Source organism: Bacillus sp. EA-CB0995 (assembly GCF_055814245.1).
The window spans coordinates 4,170,466-4,186,096 of the sequence record NZ_CP169269.1 but is presented as its reverse complement, the minus strand read 5'-3'; the positions used below and the strand labels follow the sequence as shown (position 1 = coordinate 4,186,096).

Annotated in this window: 11 protein-coding genes and 1 pseudogene; 7 read left to right on the top strand and 5 right to left on the bottom strand. The window is 37.7% G+C overall.

Translation table 11 applies throughout. The features are described from left to right. Positions 1-29 precede the first annotated feature (29 nt). The gene (gene pdxR, locus ACEWFJ_RS21490; protein WP_473689853.1) at positions 30-1,427 is read left to right on the top strand and encodes a MocR-like pyridoxine biosynthesis transcription factor PdxR; all 1,398 of its coding nucleotides are present in this window, start codon (positions 30-32) and stop codon (positions 1,425-1,427) included. Positions 1,428-1,511: 84 nt separating this feature from the next. Here pdxR and ACEWFJ_RS21485 read toward each other — a convergent pair whose 3' ends face one another. The 5 genes and pseudogenes from ACEWFJ_RS21485 to fdhD all read right to left on the bottom strand — a co-directional run bounded on the left by ACEWFJ_RS21485 (position 1,512) and on the right by fdhD (position 7,185). Beyond that, positions 1,512-2,027: a GNAT family N-acetyltransferase gene (locus ACEWFJ_RS21485; RefSeq protein WP_098308983.1), complete on the bottom strand. Its 516-nt coding sequence runs from the start codon at positions 2,025-2,027 to the stop codon at positions 1,512-1,514. Positions 2,028-2,157: 130 nt separating this feature from the next. Continuing rightward, positions 2,158-3,533: pseudogene (locus ACEWFJ_RS21480) on the bottom strand (HAMP domain-containing sensor histidine kinase). Between the two features lie 432 nt (positions 3,534-3,965). Further along, complete coding sequence (locus ACEWFJ_RS21475) at positions 3,966-4,637, bottom strand: response regulator transcription factor (RefSeq protein ID WP_473689852.1); 672 nt, start codon at positions 4,635-4,637, stop codon at positions 3,966-3,968. Between the two features lie 836 nt (positions 4,638-5,473). Next, the gene (locus ACEWFJ_RS21470) at positions 5,474-5,980 is read right to left on the bottom strand and encodes a GNAT family N-acetyltransferase (protein ID WP_098308986.1); all 507 of its coding nucleotides are present in this window, start codon (positions 5,978-5,980) and stop codon (positions 5,474-5,476) included. 404 nt (positions 5,981-6,384) lie between these two features. Next, complete coding sequence (gene fdhD / locus ACEWFJ_RS21465; protein WP_473689851.1) at positions 6,385-7,185, bottom strand: formate dehydrogenase accessory sulfurtransferase FdhD; 801 nt, start codon at positions 7,183-7,185, stop codon at positions 6,385-6,387. Between the two features lie 288 nt (positions 7,186-7,473). Here fdhD and fdhF point away from each other — a divergent pair, with 288 nt between their 5' ends. The 6 genes from fdhF (at position 7,474) to ACEWFJ_RS21435 (ending at position 15,631) form a co-directional block, all read left to right on the top strand. After that, positions 7,474-10,416 carry a formate dehydrogenase subunit alpha gene (gene fdhF / locus ACEWFJ_RS21460; RefSeq protein ID WP_473689850.1) on the top strand — a complete coding sequence of 981 codons (2,943 nt, stop codon included), beginning with the start codon at positions 7,474-7,476 and terminating at the stop codon, positions 10,414-10,416. An 11-nt stretch (positions 10,417-10,427) separates the two neighbouring features. Beyond that, complete coding sequence (locus ACEWFJ_RS21455; protein WP_253628559.1) at positions 10,428-10,913, top strand: helical membrane plugin domain-containing protein; 486 nt, start codon at positions 10,428-10,430, stop codon at positions 10,911-10,913. Between the two features lie 119 nt (positions 10,914-11,032). After that, positions 11,033-13,372: a xanthine dehydrogenase family protein molybdopterin-binding subunit gene (locus tag ACEWFJ_RS21450; protein ID WP_473689849.1), complete on the top strand. Its 2,340-nt coding sequence runs from the start codon at positions 11,033-11,035 to the stop codon at positions 13,370-13,372. Next, the gene (locus ACEWFJ_RS21445) at positions 13,369-14,211 is read left to right on the top strand and encodes an FAD binding domain-containing protein (protein ID WP_473689848.1); all 843 of its coding nucleotides are present in this window, start codon (positions 13,369-13,371) and stop codon (positions 14,209-14,211) included. The genes ACEWFJ_RS21450 and ACEWFJ_RS21445 overlap by 4 nt, the downstream gene beginning before the upstream one ends. Next, positions 14,208-14,675 (top strand): (2Fe-2S)-binding protein, encoded by a 468-nt coding sequence (locus ACEWFJ_RS21440; protein ID WP_473689847.1) that lies wholly within the window; start codon positions 14,208-14,210, stop codon positions 14,673-14,675. Before ACEWFJ_RS21445 ends, ACEWFJ_RS21440 begins: the two co-directional genes overlap by 4 nt. After that, positions 14,675-15,631, top strand: coding sequence for an XdhC family protein (locus ACEWFJ_RS21435; protein ID WP_473689846.1), 957 nt, complete (start codon positions 14,675-14,677; stop codon positions 15,629-15,631). The genes ACEWFJ_RS21440 and ACEWFJ_RS21435 overlap by 1 nt, the downstream gene beginning before the upstream one ends.

Here is a 15,631-nt window from a genome sequence, read left to right as displayed (position 1 = left end):
TTTTCTATAAAATAGAGGGGTCAGTTTGTATGTTAGAATTTACACCGAAACTTGATATTCATAGTAAAGAACCACTATATGTACAACTATATAATTACATGAAAGAGGAAATGAAATCTGGAAATGTCCCGCCTTATACGAAATTACCATCGAAGCGAAAATTAGCTCACTATTTGCAAATTAGCCAAAATACAATTGAAGCCGCTTATGGTCAGCTTGTTGCAGAAGGTTACATAGAGGCGATTCCACGTAAAGGATATTTCGTATGTGAAATGGAACAAACTGTATTGCATGTAGAACAAAAGATGCAACATGTAAAAGAAATACCTTATTATGAACGAGACTACGTATTTGACTTTACGCATACAGGTGTTGATGCTCAGTCATTTCCATTTGCCCTATATCGTAAATTGGCAAATGAAGTGCTGCAGATTGAGAATAAAGAAGTGTTGCTACTTGGGCATCCGCAAGGTGAACTTGGACTGCGAAAAGAAATTGCAAAATATTTATATGAATCGCGTGGTGTATATTGTTCACCGAGCCAAATTATTATTGGAGCAGGAACGCAATATTTAATAAGAATGCTATTTCAATTGTTAAAGGAAAGTACATTTGCGGTAGAAAATCCAGGATACCATCGAAAAATGGTTACGTATGAAAAAGGGATAGAGCATGTAGAACAGCTTCCTCTTGATGAAGATGGAATTATGCTTTCACATTTAGAAGAAAGCGATGCAGATGTCGTGTTTGTTACACCGTCCCATCAATTTCCATGCGGGATGATTATGCCAATTTCAAGGCGGATGCAGCTCTTACATTGGGCAGAGAAAGAGGAAGGACGTTATATTGTAGAAGATGATTATGATAGTGAATTTCGCTATTCTGGTAAACCAATTCCAGCCCTCCAAGGATTAGATACAAATGGGAAGGTTATTTATATGAGTACTTTTTCGAAAGCACTACTTCCATCGTTACGTATCAGTTATATGGTGCTCCCAAAAGCGCTAATTGAAGTATATCAACAAGACTATTTCTTTTATACGCAGACTGTATCGCGAATTGATCAAGAAATTGTGAAACGTTTTCTCGAGGGTGGACATTGGGAAAAGCATATTCATAAAATGAGAGTTGTGTATCGAAAGAAGAGAGATACACTGGTTTCAGCAATTTCAACATATTTTCCGAAATATGTTGAAATAATTGGACAAGATTCAGGGCTGCATATATTATTGCGCACAAATAATGGTATGACAGAACGAGAGCTTATTGAACGAGCGGCAGCATATAGTATAAAGGTACATCCGGTTTCCATGTACTATGATGATGTGAGGGCTGATAATAAAACCGTCTTGCTTGGTTTTGCAATTTTATCTGAGGAAGAAATTGATAAAGCGGTTCAATTGCTGGCAAAAGCATGGTTTGATTGAAGGGATATTACAAGGAGCAAGCAATTTTATTTCATTAACATAGGTTATAAAGGAAAAGGGACTTTTAAACAAGTCCCTTTTCCTTTATTCGTTTTCTTCATGTAAAAACAATACCATGTGTTCTTCGTCCCAATATTGATCGTTATATTTTAACGAACGTTCTTGTACGCCAAATGTTTTAAAGCCTAATGATTCATAGAGTTTTTTCGCGCCTTCATTGCCAACGACAACATCAAGCATAAGTTGTTCTACTTCTAATTCTTTTGCTTTTTCAATTGCTGCCTGCATAAGTGCCTTACCAGCACCAAGTCCACGTGCTTTTGGAGAGACATAAACAGCACCGATTTTTGCTTTGTGCTCTTGCTTTAAAAATGATTTCGTTTCCAGAGTTGCAACACCGATTAATTCACCATCTTTAAAAGCACCAAGTGTGTAATTTTCATTTTGAGATAATATTTCTGCTTTATATTCAACAGGGTCTTCCTTGTTAATGATATCTTCGTAAGAGGAACTGAACGCTTCTGGATTTTGCTTTAATCCTTCAACGCGAAGTGCTAAATAAATTTCTGCATCCTTTTTTGTCAATACACGAATTTCCAATCATATCACCTTCTAAATCTTTGGTAGTTGTACATATACATCTTATATTAAAGTAATAATAATTTCAAAAATATAGTATTTATGGTTAATGTTATTGATTGAAAATTATTTACTAAAATAATAAAAATGTCTATTGAATTGGTAATTCTATCGTAAATATAGTTCCAATTCCAACTTCACTTGTTACATGTATAGAACCACCATGTAATTCTATGATTTCTTTTGCAACAGCTAAGCCAATACCTTTTCCACCAGTTGCTCGCGTTCGGGATTTATCGACCCGGTAGAAGCGTTCAAAAATATGTGGTAAGTCTTCACTTGGAATTCCTCTCCTTCATCTTGCACTTGTACAAGAAAAGTATGCGCCTTTTTTAATACTCGTACTGTAATTTGAGAATCTTCGTGAGAATGTTGGTGTGCATTATGTAACAAATTCAGCATGACTTGCTCCATGCGGCGTTCGTCTATGCAGACATATAAATCTTCTGGGCAATATAAAGAGATGCCTATTTTCTTTTTTTGAAGAGGTGGCTTTATTTTTTCAACCATACGCTCTACAAATGGTAGCAGTGAAACAGGTTGCTTTTTTATAGCAAATTGGTGTTGTTCAAGTTGTGCAAGTTCAAATAAATCTTGTACGAGTTCGGTAATATTTTCTGTTTCTTCTTCAATAATTTGTAAATATTCTTCCCGTTCTTCTTTAGATAAAGACGTTCTTTTTGCAACTTTTGTATATCCTTTTACATATGTGAGCGGGGTTAATAATTCATGTGCAACACTTGCGAGAAACTCATTTCGTTCCTTTTTCATATAGGTTAGCTCACTAGAAAGCTGTTCAATTGTTTTTGCTAAACTTCCTAATTCATCCTTACTCTTAATACCTAATGTAATCGGTTCATTTTGCTTCATCATTTTTTCGGTTGCTCGCTTCATTTTGATAAGTGGATTTGTAATAACTCTTGAAAATAAAAACACTAAAATTGTTGTGAGAGCTACTGTCAAAGCACCAACGGAAACGAACTGTTTTGTTAGGCGGAAAATCATTTCTTTTATAGAAGCAGTTTCTAAAAACATATGGACATAGCCAACCACTACCCCATATTTTGTAATAGGACTGACTGTTGAAATATATTTTGATTCTTTCCAGCGATCTTCTGTTATCATTCCGTCTCTAGGAATATACTTAATCTTTTGTTCAAGTTGTTTGTGCATGCCTTCTGTAATGGGATCGGAAGAAGATAAAATATTACCTTCTGCATTTGTTATGACGAGTTTCGTATGAGAAGGGGCGTTAGATTCCATCGCCGCGACATGTTCAACGGCTCGTTCGCTATAGCGTTTTTCAATAATATCACGATACCAATTTCCTTTTGCCAATAAGGACGTAGTTTCTTCATTTACACGCATTTGCGCCAGTGTTGTATGAAAGGATACAAATAATACCGATTCAATGCAAAGAGATAATAATAAAAAGTATGTACCAAGTTTTATAGAAAGTTTATTCATTATGATTCACAACCTTTTTCCTGTACTAACAGGCAGTAAGACTCCCGCCATAAATTTCTGAAGGAATAATGAAATTCAGTAGAAGAAAAACTGCCGGCATATGCCTGAGTGGTTCCAATAAAGGTTCTTCACTAGTGGAAGTTTCATTTTATCCCGCTATTCGCGGGCAGTAAGACCCCCACCTCAAGATTGAGAGAAAATCGAAGAAGCTAGGTGGGGAATAATTGCTGGCATGCGCTCGATTGGTTCAACTAACCATTAGTGGGGGATGAAGAAAACCCCCACTGATGGAAGTTTCACTTTATCCCGCTCTAACAGTCGGTAAGATGCTTAGCTACGAAGTAATAACAAACCGTCTGTAAGAACCCGATTGGTTCAACTAACCTTTTGGAGAAGAACGCTCCAAAAGGAAGTTTCACTTTATCTTTACGATTAGTTACCTTTCCATTTGTAGCCGATTTTATAAACGGTTTCCAGGTAATCTTCGATAGGGAATCCTGCTTTTCGAAGCTTTTCGCGTATATTACGAATGTGAGAATCAACGGTACGATATTCAATATCTGTTTGAAATCCCCATATTTTTTCGATAAGTTCATCACGGCTATAAGCACGGTTTATATTTTGTAAAAAGAGTCCAAGTAATGAAAATTCAATTGGTGTAAGAGAGAGTTTTTCATCGTAGACAGTCACCGTATGTCTCGTTTTATCCCAGTCAATTCCGTTAAAGCTTATGAATCCTTCTTTCTTCGTACGACGCAATACAGCTTCAATACGAGCAATTAATACTTGCTCATCAAACGGTTTTGTAATATAGTCGTCAGCGCCTAAGGTGAGACCTTTTACCATGTCATAATTTTGATTACGTGCTGTTAGCATAATTATGGGTACGCTACTTATTTGCCGAATTTGAAAGGAAGTCTCCCAGCCGTCCATTTTTGGCATCATCACGTCTAATAAGATAAGATCAAACTCTTTTTGTTGAACGAGTTCAAGTGCTTCTTGTCCTGAAGTTGCCTTTATGCAAAAATGCCCGCGCGGACTTAAAAATAAATCTAATAAGCGCAGCATGCGTTCTTCATCATCTACTAATAATAGTTTTGCCATAATGATGTACACCTCAAGTTTCCAGTATTTATGTTTATCCCGCTATTCGCGGGCAGTAAGACCCTACCTTAATATTCAGAGAGAAGCGAAGAAAATAGGTGAGATCACACTGCTGGCATGCGCCCGATTGGTTCAACTAACCATCAGTGTGGGATGAAAAACCAACCACTGAAGGAAGTTTCCCTTATATATTTTACATGAACTTTTACAAAAAACACTGTTCATATTATGAAGAAAAGGACAATTGCCATAAAAAATGCACTACTTTTGCAAATCTTTCTTTTATAATGAGAATGTAGCAGCACAAAAATACCCTATGTTGCGACATAACGTCATGTCATTTTGTTTTTCAAAATGACAAATTCCATTCTATTGTGTAAGTGAGATAGAGAACATTTTTCGTATTCACCTCGCATCGGATAAGGAAAATTTCTATCTCACATTTTTTTTGTTAATAAAAAGGATTTAAATAGTGAATAAAAAGAACAATTCCTTGAAAAGTAGGAACACAATGCAGCTATAGTGTGCATTGCATTAATGATGATGACTATCGTTGTTTATGCTAGGAAGTTTTTTTAATTATTATAAAGTAAAATTTTTATCAATGAAGGGTTTCCTTACTGATAATGGACTGAGCCAATTGGGCTCTTATAGATGATTTCGTATTAAACACCCGCTTGTTAGAGCAGGATAAAAATAAGAAGCCTCGCACAATGTGTGCGAGGCTTTTTTTAGTGGTCTTACTGCCCGTAAAAGCCCGATTATTTCAACTAACCATCAGTGGAGGAGGAAAAAACTTCCACTGATGGAAGTTTCACTTTATGTGTAAAAGAAGACTAAGCATTTAAAAATAAAACCATATGCTCTTCATCCCAATATTGTCCGTTATATTTTAAACCACGTTCTTGTACGCCGTATGTTTGGAAACCAAGTGATTCGTATAGTTTCTTTGCCGGTTCGTTTCCGACAACAACATCAAGCATGATTTGTTCTATATCTAATCTTGGTGCATTTTCAATGATTGTTTCAATTAATGCTCTTCCAGCACCAAGACCACGTGCCTTCGGAGAAACATACACAGAGCCAATTTTTGCTTTATGCTCTTGTTTAATAAAAGGTTTAATTTCAAGTGTGGCAATGCCAATTAATTCATCGTCTTTAAAAGCGCCTATTGTAAATTTTTCAGGATTATCTAATCGTTTTGCCATTGCAGCAACAGGATTTTCTTGTTTCATAACATCTTCATAAGAGGAACTAAATGCTTCTGGATTTTGAGTTAACCCTTCTACGCCAAGCTGTAAATATATACTTGCATCTTCTTTTGTTAAGACACGAATGTTCATACAAGCAACCTCCTAATGTAATGGTTTTATGTAATGAAATTATATATTAACTTTATTAACTATTCAACAGTTATATATGTTACATTTTTATAACTAAAAAAGTTTCTCATGTGAGAGGCCTTTTTAGCTTTTTATTGGAAGTTTCACTTTATCCCGCACTAACGGGGAATAAAACTCCCACCTTAAGATCCTGAGAAGTCAAAGAAGAGGTGGGAGATAACTCCCCGTAAGAACCCGATTGGTTCAACTAACCTTTTGGAGAAGAGCGCTCCAAAAGGAAGTTTCACTTTACCCCGCTCTAACAGTCGGTAAGGTGCTTAGCTGCGAAGTAATAACAAACCGTCTGTAAGAGCCCGATTGGTTCAACTAACCATAAGTAGGAAACCCACCTACTTATGGAAGTTTCACTTTATAAATCCTTCGATTCGTTCTGGGTGTGTGTAAATATTGCAAGAATCACCACGAATAAAGCCAACGACAGTAATACCTAAATCATGGGCAAGCTCTAGAGCTAATTTTGTTGGGGCTGATTTTGATAGGACAATTTCACAGCCAATTTTTGCCACCTTGAGTAAAATTTCCGATGAAATGCGGCCGCTAAAGGCAATTACTTTTCCGGTTATTGAAATATTGTTTTGTAAGCAATAACCGTAAATTTTGTCCAAAGCATTGTGGCGTCCAATATCCATTCGTGAAATAAGAATTTGTGTTGCATCACATAAGGCGGTGTTATGTACACCACCTGTTTGTCTGAAAGTAGAGGAGGATTGCTGTAGATCTTTCATTAAACGAAAGCAATCTTCGGGCTTGAGTGTAATATGAATATCGTGCATTTTTTTTGCTTTTGCAGCATCATTGACAAATACAAAGCCTTGTCTGCTTTTTCCGCAGCAAGAGGTAACATACCGTTTGTTATAGCAAGTTTGATATAGTGGATTTGTTTGCGATGTTGTTACATGAGCAAATCCTTTTTCTTTTTGGATCCATAATTGTTCAATATGTTTATAGGAAGGAATAATACCTTCTGATATTAAGAAGCCAACAACCATATCTTCAATATGATCAGGTGTACAGACAATCGTTACATATTCTTCACCATTTAGTTTAATTGTAAGTGGATATTCTGTTACAATTTCGTCATCTTTTTGATGAAATGTACCATTTCGGTACTGAATCATTGGATATGTATCTTGAACAGACTCCATATAAAATTCCCCTTTATCGATTATTCTCCCATTTTTATCATAAAACAATAGAAAAAGAAAAGCATTCGTTTTGTATTTTTATTACATTCCTTGGTGATTATTTGTGTTCTACGATATAATAGAATAGTAGTAATATACATCAATTGTAAGCTTATTTTATACATCAAGAATCTAACTCTAAGAACTGTTTTCTGTTTTGAAAAAGAGCGTATAGCAACATTGTTTTGAAAACGCATTCAAAATGTATTTAAAACGTGTTGTACGGTTGGTTGTAAGGAGAGGGGAAAGATGTCAGAACACACAATTCGTGTAACTGTTGATGGTACAGAGTATATTTCATCTGGTAAGAAAACGATACTTCAGTTATTAAACGAAAGAGAACTTGAACACCCGCAAATTTGTCACGTACCAGAAGTAGATCCGATTCAGACATGTGATACGTGTATTGTTGAAGTAAATGGGAAATTGATGCGTGCTTGCTCAACAAACCTTGAAGACGGTATGCATATTGAAAGAAAATCAAAGCGGGCGGTTGAGGCCCAAACAGAAGCGATGGATCGGTTGCTGGAAAATCATTTATTGTACTGTACTGTTTGTGATAATAATAACGGAAATTGTAAGGTGCATAATACAGTGCATATGATGGGAATTGAAGAACAGAAATATCCATATGAACCAAAAGTGAGCGCTTCAGAAGTGGATATGTCTCATCCGTTTTATCGTTACGATCCAAATCAATGTATTGCATGCGGGCAATGTGTAGAAGTATGTCAAAACTTACAAGTAAACGAAACATTATCAATTGATTGGAATTTAGATCGTCCGCGTGTAATTTGGGATAATGGTGTATCGATTAATGATTCGTCTTGTGTAAGTTGTGGTCAATGTGTAACTGTTTGTCCATGTAATGCCTTAATGGAAAAATCGATGCTTGGGGAAGCTGGCTTTATGACAGGTCTCAAACAAGATGTATTAAATCCAATGATTGATTTTGTTAAGGATGTAGAACCAGGTTATAGCAGTATTTTGGCTGTTTCGGAAGTAGAGGCAGCAATGCGTAAAACGAAAATAAATAAAACGAAAACCGTTTGTACGTTTTGCGGTGTAGGATGTTCATTTGAAGTATGGACGAAAGATCGTCAAATTTTAAAAGTACAGCCTGTATCAGATGCACCAGTAAACGGGATTTCAACATGTGTAAAAGGAAAGTTTGGCTGGGATTTTGTAAATAGTGAAGAGCGTATTACAAAGCCGCTTATCCGTCAAGGGGACATGTTTGTTGAAGCAACTTGGGAAGAAGTGATGGAAGTTGTTGCAGCAAATATGAGTCATATTAAAAATCAATACGGCAGTGATGCTTTTGGGTTTATTTCTTCTTCTAAAGTAACAAATGAAGAGAACTATTTAATGCAAAAGCTTGCGCGCCAAGTATACGGAACAAATAACGTGGATAACTGTTCTCGTTACTGTCAATCACCAGCAACAGATGGTTTATTTAAAACTGTAGGCATGGGCGGTGACGCAGGGACAATTAAAGATATCGCAGAGGCTGGACTTGTTATTATTGTTGGGGCAAACCCAACAGAAGGTCATCCAGTTCTTGCAACGCGTGTGAAACGTGCACATAAACTACATGATCAAAAATTAATCGTGGCTGATTTACGTAAACATGAAATGGCAGAGCGTGCCGATTTATTTGTTCACCCGCGTCAAGGTACAGACTATGTTTGGCTTGCAGGTGTAACAAAATATATTATCGATCAAGATTGGCATGATAAAGCATTTCTGGCTGAAAACGTAAAGAATTTTGATGAATATAAAACAATGTTAGAGAAGTATACGCTTGATTATACAGAAAGTATAACAGGCATTTCCAAAGATACATTGAAAGAAATGGCAAAGATGATTCGTGATGCAGATGGCACATGTGTACTTTGGGGGATGGGTGTAACGCAGAATACAGGTGGAAGTACAACATCTGCTGCTATCTCAAACTTGCTGCTTGTAACAGGTAACTACCGTCGTCCTGGTGCAGGAGCATACGCACTGCGTGGACATAATAACGTACAAGGTGCTTGTGATATGGCAACATTACCAAACTGGTTGCCTGGTTATCAAGCGATATCCGATGATGCACTGCGCGCGAAATTTGAAAGAGCATACGGCGTTTCTATTCCGAAAGAGCCAGGGTTAAATAATATTGCGATGCTGATTGCTGCAGAAGCAGGGAAATTACGTGGTATGTATGTCATGGGAGAAGAAATGGCATTAGTTGATTCTAACGCCAATCATGTGCAGCACATTTTAGAGAATCTTGATTTTCTTATTGTACAAGATATGTTCTTAACAAAAACAGCTCGTTTTGCAGATGTTATTTTACCGGCAGCACCAAGTTTAGAAAAAGAAGGAACATTTACGAATACAGAACGCCGCATTCAACGTTTATACGAAGTAATGCCGCCGCTTGGTGATTCGAAACCAGATTGGTGGATTCTTCAAAAGGTAGCTCGTACGCTAGGTGCAAATTGGAATTATGAACATCCAAGCGAAATTATGGATGAAATTGCATCGCTTGCTCCGTTATATTCACAGGCAACATATGACCGTTTAGAAGGATGGAATAGCTTGTGCTGGGGCAGTCATGACGGCAGTGATACACCATTATTATATGTAGATGGATTTAATTTTCCAGATAAAAAGGCACGTCTATCACTTAATGAATGGGTACCGCCAGTCGAGGCACCGGAAGAATATGATTTATTATTAAATAATGGTCGAATGCTCGAACATTTCCATGAGGGGAATATGACAAAAAAATCGGCAGGTATTTTATCGAAAATGTCAGAGGTATTTGTTGAGATTTCTCCAGAGCTAGCGATGGAGCGAAATGTGAAAGATGGAAGTCTCGTAGAACTTGCATCACCGTTTGGAAAAATAAAAGTTCCAGCACTTATCACAGATCGTGTAACTGGAAACGAATTATATTTACCGATGCATGCAACAGTAAATGAAGAAGCAATTAATATTTTAACAGGAACGGCGACAGATCTTTATACATGTACACCGGCGTATAAACAAACACGTGTAAAAATGCGTGTACTGCGCGAAAAAGGAAATCGTCCGCTGCCTGCTTCCAACCCGCGAAATAAAAAACGTCATCCGCAAAATGGTGTAGAAGTAGAAAAGAAATGGCAACGAAAACAATATGTATCACTTGTGGATGAAAACTAGGGGGGAGCACTGTGGCAAAAGAAATTACGATGATTCAAAAAACGGTTTTAACAGAGGAACAAACAAAGCAACAACTATCTAAAGAGTTATTACAACAAGTAGAAGAGAATCAAGAGGCAATTGAAGAAACAATTCAATTGTTAGCGCAGCTTCAAAAAGCGGGATTGTTAGATGCTGCAGTGAGCTTGCTGGAAGCGAAAGAAGATGTTTCGAAAATTGCAATTGAACAACTAAACCGTGAACCAGTGAAGAATGCATTAAATAATATAATGGGTGCAGGAGAAGCGTTATCTTCAGTAGACCCAGAAGTGACCAAGCAAGTAACATCTAGTTTAGTTACAGGTTTACAATATGCAACAGATGAATTAAAAAAAGGCCAGAAAACAAGTGTGATGGATTTCTTTAAAGTATTACGAGATCCAGATATAAATCGAGCAATTACATTTGGATTTAACTTTTTGAAAGCATTTGGTCAAGGACTAGAAAAGAAGAAATAATAAGAAAAATAGGCTGCTAGCTAAATACTAGTAGCCTATTTTTTTGTATAGAGAGATCTGTACTAAATTGTTGTCGGTATAAATAGGATGGTAGAAGAGTAGAACAAAGGAGGCCGGAAATGGAACGGTATCGTATCATTGGGAAAAGTGTTAAGCGAAAAGAAAGTGCTGATAAGGTAACGGGAAGAGCGAAGTATATTAATGATGAAATAGAGGTTGGTACGCTATATGCGAAACTTCTTACTAGTACATATGCACATGCTTATATTAAGAGTATAGATATTCGTGAAGCGAAGAAAGTACAAGGCGTACATGCTGTGATAACAGGAGCTGATTATCCTATTCTTGTTGGGTCAAGCATCGTTGATCGTCCTCCGTTAGCCTTTGAGAAAGTACGATATTTTGGTGAACCTGTTGCGCTCGTTGTAGCGGATAATGAAGCGATTGCAAGAGAGGCAGCAACACGAATCCGTGTGATATATGAAGAACTTCCGGTTATTCATTCGCCTTTGCAAGCCTATAACGAATCAAACATATTAGTACATGAACACGTGGGACAATATGAATTAGAAGACAAAGTATACCCAAAGCCGCATACAAATATCGCAAATCGGACGAAAATTCGTAAAGGGGATATTCAAAAAGGATTTGCTAACAGTGACGCTATTGTTGAAGAAACATTTTCTTTTCGGCAATCCGATCATGCGGCAATGGAAACACGGTGTGCTAGGGTAGAAATTAAGCCTAATGGAGATGTTATTGTTCATTCTACTTCGCAGGCTCCTTTTGAAATCAAGAGGCAGTTAAGTAAATCGTTTCAGATTGATGAAGGGAAAGTCATTGTATATGTACCGTTAGTTGGAGGCGCATATGGCGGAAAAACAGCGGTACAGCTTGAATATTTAGCATATCTTGCTTCAAAAGCAGTAGGAGGAAGACGAGTTACTCTTCGAAATAGTAGGGAAGAAGATTTTATAACGTCTCCTGTTCATATCGGTTTACAAGCAAAAGTAAAGCTTGGATGCACAAAAGATGGAAAGCTGCAAGCAGCCGAAATTTTGTATTTATTTGACGGCGGTGCTTATGCTGGTCGGGCAGTAAAAATGAGCCAGGCGGCTGGATTGGACTGCACAGGTCCATATGCTATCGAGAATGTTTGGTGTGATTCGCTTGCTATGTATACAAATCATACATATGCAACGTCGTTTAGAGGTTTTGGACATTCGGAATATACATTTGTAATGGAAAGAATGATCGATATACTTGCTCGGAAATTAGGAATGTGTCCGCTTAAGTTTCGCCTGAAAAATGCGATTAGACCAGGAGATACAACACCGACACAAGTACCTGTAACGCGAAGTAACACGGGAGACGTGACGGCGTGCCTACAAAAATTAAAATCGCTTATAAATTGGGAAGAGGGAAATAAAGTTGTTCTATCTAATGGCATGGTACGTGCAAAAGGGATTAGCTGCTTCTGGAAAAATTCCACTACACCAAGTAATGCCGGAGCAGGTGCTGTGTTAACTTTTAACGGTGATGGCAGTGTAAATATCAATTGCGGTGCTGTTGAAATTGGGCAGGGAACAAAAACGGTGCTAACACAAATGGTTGCAGAGAAAATGAACATGAATACTGATGATGTACATGTAATGATGGAGGTAAATACACAAGTTTCTCCAAAACATTGGAAAACAGCAGCGAGTCGAACGACACTCCTTGTTGGAAATTCGGTTGTAATGGCTGCAGAAGATGCAATGAGACAGTTGCGACAAACGGCTTCAAATTTACTTGGATACCCCGCGGAAGAATTAGAGATTGCAGGAAAACAAGTCTATGTCAAAATGAATCCGACTATGTATGTACCTTTTTCGAAAATTGTGTTTGGATATGTAGATGCAAATGGAAATGTAAAAGGAACTGAAGTGGTAGGGAGAGGTAGTTACGTATCTGAGGGACTTACAGAAATTGATTATGAGACAGGGAAAGGCAGACAAGGACCTGAATGGGGAGTAGGAGCGCAAGCAGTAGAAGTGGAGTTTAATCCTAAAGACTATACATACCGATTATTGAATGCTGTAACAGTTGCAGATGCGGGAACAATTTTAAATAAAAAGGGAGCAGAGACACAAATTATGGGAGCCATGAGTATGGGGCTAAGTTTTGCAACGCGAGAAACATTTCACTATGATGCAAAAGAAAGAAATTTGAATCACCAGTTTCGTTCTTATAAAGTAATCCATTACGGCCAACAGCCAAGGTATATAGTGGACTTTGTAGAAGTACCGCATGAGCAAGCTGCATTTGGTTCTAGAGGACTTGGGGAACATGGACTTATTGGCATGCCGGCAGCTTTAGCGAATAGTCTATCAATTGCGGCTGGTATTTCATTGCGAAACTTACCGCTTACTCCAGAATTACTTTGGAAAGAGACGCAAAAAAAGGATGGGATTGAATGATACCATTTGATTTTGAGTATTATCGTCCGAATTCTATTCAAGAAGCAATTCAGTTATTTCATCAGCTAGATAAAGAGAGAAAGAAGCCGCTCTACTATGGAGGCGGCACAGAAATTATTACGCTGGGACGTTCGCAGCGGATTCGAACAAAGGCTGTTATTGATATAAAAGATATTCCGGAATGTAATGTTTGCGAATGGAAAGATGACAAACTTTTACTTGGTGCAACATTGACGATAACAAATGTTCAAGAAGCAAAAGTATTTCCACTCCTTGGTGAAACTGCTGGCCGAGCTGCGGATCGTACAGCAAGAAATAAAATTACGATTGGTGGAAATGTCGCGGGAAGGATTAGATATAAGGAGGCGGTTCTGCCTTTTTTACTAGCTGATAGTACATTTGTCATTGCAGGGATAGAGGGGGTTCGGTATGTACCTGCTCATCAGGCTTTTGTGGAAAAATTACAATTACAAAAGGGCGAGTTTCTTGTACAAATCATTACAGATCGGCGGTATGTGACAGCGCCGTATTATAGTGTGAAAAAACGTCAACTAGAAAAAATTGATTATCCACTTGTGACGGTTGCAGCGATAAAATATGGCGACGAAATTCGGATGGCATGCAGCGGCTTATGTGCTTTTCCGTTTCGTTCACTTATCATGGAAGCTGCTTTAAATAATAAGCATATTTCATTAGAGAAAAGGATTGAACGCGCTTTAACTTATATTCCTGCTCCTGTGTTAGATGATATAAGAGGCTCACGTGCTTATCGTACATTTGTATTTCAGTATGTACTTCATGATATGCTGATTAAGCTTGAAGGGGTGGAAGAATCATGAGGAATGTCCAGCTTATTTTGCATGTAAATGGAGAAAGGCGAGAAGCAGTTGCCAGAATGGCTGATACGTTACTATATGTATTACGTCATGAACTTGATTTAACAGGAGCGAAGCCTGGCTGTGAAAATGGTGATTGTGGAGCTTGCACAGTTCTTGTTGATGGGACACCCATTAAGTCTTGTATTATGTTAGCCGTTGAAGCTGTTGGAAAGCAAATTACAACGATTGAAGGATTACAAGGAGCACCTATCCAACAAGCCTTTGAAGAGAAATGGGCTTTCCAATGCGGGTACTGTACACCAGGATTTATTATGAATTGCCATGGACTTGTTACACAAAGGCCTGATGCAGATAATCGAACCATTGAAGAATGGTTAAGTTCTAATATTTGCCGATGCACGAGTTATCAAGAAATTGAAGAAGCTGTAAAGTCTGTCTTACAAAAGCAGCGAGGGGATTCATAATGGCTTCCACATATGATGTATTAGAAGCGTTGTTATGTTGTGAGAAACGCTGTGCATTAGCGACGATTATTCATGTTGAAGGATCGGCATATAGAAAAGAAGGAACGATGATGCTTTTCCGAGAAGATGGTACAAAAGTAGGAATGCTAAGTGCAGGTTGCATAGAAGAAGAGCTTTTCTACTATGCTGCAGATGTTATGGAGCATAACACTTGGGCGATTCATACATTTAATACGAAAGCAGAAGATGATTTGTCTTGGGGAGTAGGATGTAATGGTGTCATTCATGTATTAGTGGAGCATATAGATGATACCTATAAAGCGATTTTACAAGATTTATATATTCACCTTGCAAATGGTTCCACCGCTTGGATGGTGAAAAACCTTTCCTTAGAGCAAACTGCACTTATATATAATAATGGTAATACGCGTGGTAATTGGGAAGGATCTATTCCGCAGGCGACTTACTTGAAAAATGGTTTACAAGATGAATATTATAGCCAACATTTTATACCAAAGCCCCGCCTTTTTATTTTTGGCGCAGGAGAAGATGCAAAGCCACTTGTTCGTTTTGCGAAGGAAACGAGCTTCTTTGTAACAGTTTGCGATTGGCGGGAGGCCTTATGTAATACCGATCACTTTCCAAATGCTGATGCATGTGTGGTTGGCTTTCCAGTAGAAATGATACAAAAACTTTCATTACATCCAAGTGATTTTCTTGTAATTATGACGCATCACTTTGAAAAAGATCGCCAATTACTATCTCTCTTATTAGAAAAAAATGTTCATTATATAGGTGTTTTAGGACCACGTCATCGTACAGAGCGCTTATTAGAAGGTAAACCAATCCCTCATCAACTCCATTTTCCTGTTGGAATTTCAATTGGTGCACAAGGTCCAAGTGAAATTTCCATTAGTATCATGGCTGAAATCATCGGGCAGTTGCGGGGGAAGTGA

Excerpts from the sequence above, each read along its gene's own strand:
- pdxR (WP_473689853.1), top strand. The coding sequence starts at position 30 with ATGTTAGAATTTACACCGAAACTTGATATTCATAGTAAAGAACCACTA.
- ACEWFJ_RS21475 (WP_473689852.1), bottom strand. The coding sequence starts at position 4,637 with ATGGCAAAACTATTATTAGTAGATGATGAAGAACGCATGCTGCGCTTA.
- ACEWFJ_RS21470 (WP_098308986.1), bottom strand. The coding sequence starts at position 5,980 with ATGAACATTCGTGTCTTAACAAAAGAAGATGCAAGTATATATTTACAG.
- fdhD (WP_473689851.1), bottom strand. The coding sequence starts at position 7,185 with ATGGAGTCTGTTCAAGATACATATCCAATGATTCAGTACCGAAATGGT.
- fdhF (WP_473689850.1), top strand. The coding sequence starts at position 7,474 with ATGTCAGAACACACAATTCGTGTAACTGTTGATGGTACAGAGTATATT.
- ACEWFJ_RS21450 (WP_473689849.1), top strand. The coding sequence starts at position 11,033 with ATGGAACGGTATCGTATCATTGGGAAAAGTGTTAAGCGAAAAGAAAGT.
- ACEWFJ_RS21445 (WP_473689848.1), top strand. The coding sequence starts at position 13,369 with ATGATACCATTTGATTTTGAGTATTATCGTCCGAATTCTATTCAAGAA.
- ACEWFJ_RS21440 (WP_473689847.1), top strand. The coding sequence starts at position 14,208 with ATGAGGAATGTCCAGCTTATTTTGCATGTAAATGGAGAAAGGCGAGAA.
- ACEWFJ_RS21435 (WP_473689846.1), top strand. The coding sequence starts at position 14,675 with ATGGCTTCCACATATGATGTATTAGAAGCGTTGTTATGTTGTGAGAAA.